The following is a 3,925-nucleotide window of genomic DNA, read 5'->3' as shown; positions in this document are numbered from 1 at the left end:
GCCCGGACCCGCCCGGCCTTGCTCGCCTGCGAGACTTGAGGCGTTCGTCGATCGGATAGAGGTTTCGATTCAGGAGACGTGCTTCGTGATGCGGCCATGATAGGCCGGTCCCTCACCGACTGCCGCACGCTCGGAAGAAGCCAAGGTAGGCGACAAGCCTCTGTGGATCGCTGAAGCGCCGAATGTTGCCGATTGCCGCGGCAACGTTCGCACCCACGGTGACGGAGGCAACGTCATCAGGCGACGGATTGTCGGATCCTAGTGGGCACCACCGCGATATCCGCCTCGACCACCGTCAACGCCTCGTTGATCTGATTGATCAAGCCGAGGTGGCACTCGATGGCGGCGCGCTCAAGGAGCAGCATGAGTTAACACCTACTCCTAGCGCCGCTCCTGGAGTCCTATTTCCGCCGGCGCCTGACGAAGCAGCGCAATGCGACTCCCGCGACCGTGGCCAGCTATCGCGATGCCTTGCGCATGCTGATCCTCTTTGCCGCCGCCCGATTGCGGAAGAAGCCGGGGGCGTTGGCGCTCGAAGAGCTGATCGAGATCTCGTTCTCGCTTTTCTCGACGAACTCGAGGAGAAGCGGAACAATTCCGTCACCACGCGCAACGCCCGCTTGGCCGCGATCCGATCTTTCTTCCGCCACGTCGCTGCCGCCGACCCGGCATCCTTCGGCGTCGCCCAACGCGTGCTGACGATTCCCATTAAACGGACGCACATTGACGTGACGTACCACCTCACCACGGCCGAAGTGGACACCCTCATCGCGGCGCCAGATCCAAAGACGCCCCGTGGTCGGCGCGACCGAGCCTTTCTGCTCTTTCTTGGCACGAACCGGCGCCCGGCCTCCGAAGCCACCGGCGTCAACGCAAACGACCTTCAGTTGGAGCGGCCGCACCCACAAGTGCTGCTGCGCGGCAAAGGGCGTAGAGACCGCGTCGTCCCCATTGCTAAGGACCCGGCTGCGGGCGCTGACATCCTTGTTGAGCGAGCGCGGGATCGCCCATCACGAGCCGCGACCGATATTCCTCGGCGCCCGCAACGAGCGCCGGGCCTACCAGACCGGCTTTGGCCGACAAGCCCATATCGCCGCACATCTTCCGGCACTCCCTCGCCATGAAGCTTCTCCAGTCCGGCGTGGACCTTTTGACGATCCAAGCCTGGCTCGGGCATGCACGGGTCGCCACGACCCACCGCTATGCCACAGCGGATGTAGAGATGATGCGCAATGGACTCGAGAAGGCGGGCGTCACCGGCGATCACGGCGTGCGTTTCCGACCAAATGACTCCGTTCTGCAACTGCTGAACTCCATCTGAATGTTTATGTGGCGGAGGCAAGCTGGGTTTGGCCGGTCCGAAGGGGTCAGGGCGGCTCCGCCACATAATCTCGCCCGACGCATAAATGCGGATCCCGGCCCAATGTCTCCTGAACCTGCAGAGCGAGACGCTGCATTCCGCGACGCATATCGGTCCGGCCCACCGCCAACCAGATCCGCACCTGGCTCGGGACCGGGATCATGAAACGCCCCGCGCCTTCACCATCGCCGCTGCCAGTGTTGGCGGCGTGGTCAGTGGAATCCGCAGCCGCACCTTGCCGGCGACGTCCAGCTCGATCACCACTGGCGGCGGGAGCGGCTGGGCGCGTTCGTCAAGAACGTCTTCAGTTGCCGGCTGCCCGGTCTCAGGTCGAAACAGCTCGTTGCGCCAGTATCGGCTGCTGGGCGCGACGCTGTTCGCTGTGTCACAGGAAGAAAGGAAGGTCACCTTGGAGCTCAGGTCAGCCGCCCCTCGGGCTTTTTGCCTATGGCGGCAAAGGGCTCAAGCAAGCCCGAGCTTTTTCCTGAGCTCGGCGTTTTCTTTCCGGAGCCGGTCAGCGAGGAGCTTCTTCAGACGGGCGTTCTCTTCTTCAAGCTTCACAAGATCCTTGAGCTCATCGCTCTGTGTTGTCTGCCCAGCAGCCCTTTTCCAGTGATAGTACGTCTGTTCCGATATTCCAGCGTTCTGAACGGCTGCCTTGATACTCTCTCCCCGTCCGATCTGCTTCTCGATCTCGCCGAGCTTCTGGGCACGCTCGTTCTCAGAGTAATTTCTCCGCGCTGCCCGGACTGTAGGCGAAGCGATCGCTTTAGATGAAGACGCCTGAAGAGCCGAGCTGGCGGCTCTGGTTCGTATAGCACCTGCGCGCTGCGCGGTCCGCTTCCGCGTCTTCGGCGCCTTTGTATCGGGTGTCTGTTCCTTCACGGGCACCTCGCCTGCTGCCTGGGTTGCCTCAGTTTCCTTAAGGTTGGACATCAGAAACTCCCTGCGATTTCAAACATCTATTCTAGCACCAGCATCTAGAACTTATGGGCTTTGTCAACTGCGGCCACAAAACCGTGCTCGCCAATGTCGCCGTCCGACGCGTTAACATGATGCCAGTAACTGCGGCAATGCAATCGGTTCGCAATCCGCAACAAAGAGTATCGGCTGGATGTGCACGACGCCCCAGTCTCTGAAACAGCGTAGCCGCCCGGTAAGAGCCGCTTTCAGTCTGCCTTAGAAACAAGGTGGTCGGTCGCCACTCCCGCGCATACTATCCGTCTACTCTTGCTCCTCGCACGGCGCCAGGTCCTCGTCATCGATGCCGGGCAGCGTCGCAGCGGCTAAGCCAGCCACTCGCATTGCTCCCTGACAGGATGGTGCCGATCCTGCTGAGATCGCATGCTGGCGCGACGTTGCTTTGCGGCCACCGTCGCGCCTGCCCGTGAACTGTTCGCGCCTGTGCTCATGCTCGCCTTGACACCCTCGATGGGTCCATCCGGGATGGTCAACCATCCCGAACATAGCGGGCAGGCGGGCATCTTCACCAGCAGTCTCTGTGTCGCTCTCGTGGCGGCAAACAAGATCGAGGCTGGCGGGGTGATGATCAACGGTCCTCGAACCATCGATTTTGATCGCGGTGGCCGTTCAGTGTGTTCAAACACGAGGCGCCGTTAGACGGCACCGCAGCATCATAGCGAAGTGCCATGCAGGACGACTCCCTGCAGCATCGTCTCGCGCAGCCAAACACTTGCCGGATCACTGTTGTGAACGGCCGGACGTTTGACGGCCTGTGACGCGAAAAGGCAGCGGAAGATCTAGCATTTATGGGGGAAATGTTTTTTCGGAGTGCTTGACCCGCAGGAAGGGCATGACTGCCTATCGCCCGACCCGGCAAGGCCGCACTCATGACCGGCTGGGCTCGGATCCTGCATGCCGCGCCCGTGAGGTTACTTGTCGGAAGTGCGTCGAGCACAACGACGAGATGTAGTTCACGATCTTTGAAACGCGTGGTCAACTATCCAAAGTGTGGATGCCTTTCATCGAAACAAACGATTTCATCAATGTTGTGGAATCCTGCATGGGCAGAAGCACCTGACGCACACCGATGCCCCACTGCCTCATGGCGTGGCGAGCGTCTTAAGAACTGCCCGAAAGGAGAACTTTCATGCGCTCTACCGGGCAGTGGAGTGCTGGGAAAGGGAGTTGCAACTGACCGGCCATGTCAACTGTCCGACTTCTTCCGAGCCTATGGACAGACTGGGAACCTTCCACGCAAAGCCATTCGAAAGCGGCCGCAGTTGGGCCGGCGCGAGACCGGAAGCCCGCGCAATCGGCTACGACGCGCACGGTGTAGCGGCTCACATCGTCATACTGCACCTACGCCACACACCGGCCGGACCTGATCCGGCTTTATGAGCATTGGGCTTTGTCAGTCGCACAAGCGTGATGGCTTTCGCGACGCGGCGCGCCTCAGGAACTGAGCCGCGGGTCCGGGTCGAAACGCGGGAAAGAAAGACAGGAAACAGAATGGCCGATCAATTCGCAACGGACGTCATTGCCCTGATCAAGAAACGCGCCGAGTCGGAGAGCGGTGAGGGAATGCCTGCGTCATTCGTCGGC

8 protein-coding genes are annotated in these 3,925 nt (G+C 60.9%); 3 read left to right on the top strand and 5 right to left on the bottom strand.

Annotation, left to right across the window (positions count from 1 at the left end):
• Positions 1-236 precede the first annotated feature (236 nt).
• On the bottom strand, positions 237-365 hold the full coding sequence (locus EOA75_RS35665; protein ID WP_259980032.1) for a hypothetical protein: 129 nt from the start codon (positions 363-365) through the stop codon (positions 237-239).
• Between the two features lie 93 nt (positions 366-458).
• Positions 459-902, bottom strand: a complete 444-nt coding sequence (locus EOA75_RS35350) for a hypothetical protein (protein WP_245466780.1) — start codon at positions 900-902, stop codon at positions 459-461.
• 170 nt (positions 903-1,072) lie between these two features.
• Between EOA75_RS35350 and EOA75_RS35345 the strand changes: the two genes are divergently transcribed.
• The gene (locus EOA75_RS35345; protein WP_236372574.1) at positions 1,073-1,321 is read left to right on the top strand and encodes a tyrosine-type recombinase/integrase; all 249 of its coding nucleotides are present in this window, start codon (positions 1,073-1,075) and stop codon (positions 1,319-1,321) included.
• 46 nt (positions 1,322-1,367) lie between these two features.
• Here the strand turns inward: EOA75_RS35345 and tnpB are convergent, their stop codons facing one another.
• The 3 genes from tnpB to EOA75_RS30050 are packed head-to-tail and all read right to left on the bottom strand — an operon-like array spanning position 1,368 to position 2,296.
• Positions 1,368-1,523 (bottom strand): IS66 family insertion sequence element accessory protein TnpB, encoded by a 156-nt coding sequence (gene tnpB / locus EOA75_RS35660; protein WP_084831567.1) that lies wholly within the window; start codon positions 1,521-1,523, stop codon positions 1,368-1,370.
• Positions 1,520-1,768 (bottom strand): transposase, encoded by a 249-nt coding sequence (locus EOA75_RS35335; RefSeq protein WP_236473611.1) that lies wholly within the window; start codon positions 1,766-1,768, stop codon positions 1,520-1,522. Before EOA75_RS35335 ends, tnpB begins: the two co-directional genes overlap by 4 nt.
• Before the next feature lie 54 nt (positions 1,769-1,822).
• Positions 1,823-2,296, bottom strand: a complete 474-nt coding sequence (locus tag EOA75_RS30050; protein ID WP_091600632.1) for a transposase — start codon at positions 2,294-2,296, stop codon at positions 1,823-1,825.
• Positions 2,297-2,704: 408 nt separating this feature from the next.
• On the opposite strand from EOA75_RS30050, the gene EOA75_RS30045 reads away from it, so the two are divergent.
• The gene (locus EOA75_RS30045) at positions 2,705-2,980 is read left to right on the top strand and encodes a hypothetical protein (RefSeq protein ID WP_091600633.1); all 276 of its coding nucleotides are present in this window, start codon (positions 2,705-2,707) and stop codon (positions 2,978-2,980) included.
• A gap of 573 nt (positions 2,981-3,553) precedes the next feature.
• Complete coding sequence (locus tag EOA75_RS30040) at positions 3,554-3,721, top strand: hypothetical protein (RefSeq protein ID WP_236372582.1); 168 nt, start codon at positions 3,554-3,556, stop codon at positions 3,719-3,721.
• Positions 3,722-3,925 lie beyond the last annotated feature (204 nt).

It is taken from the genome of Mesorhizobium sp. M1A.F.Ca.IN.022.07.1.1 (assembly GCF_003997575.1).
Taxonomy (GTDB): domain Bacteria; phylum Pseudomonadota; class Alphaproteobacteria; order Rhizobiales; family Rhizobiaceae; genus Mesorhizobium.
This window is presented reverse-complemented; position numbering and strand designations above follow the sequence as displayed.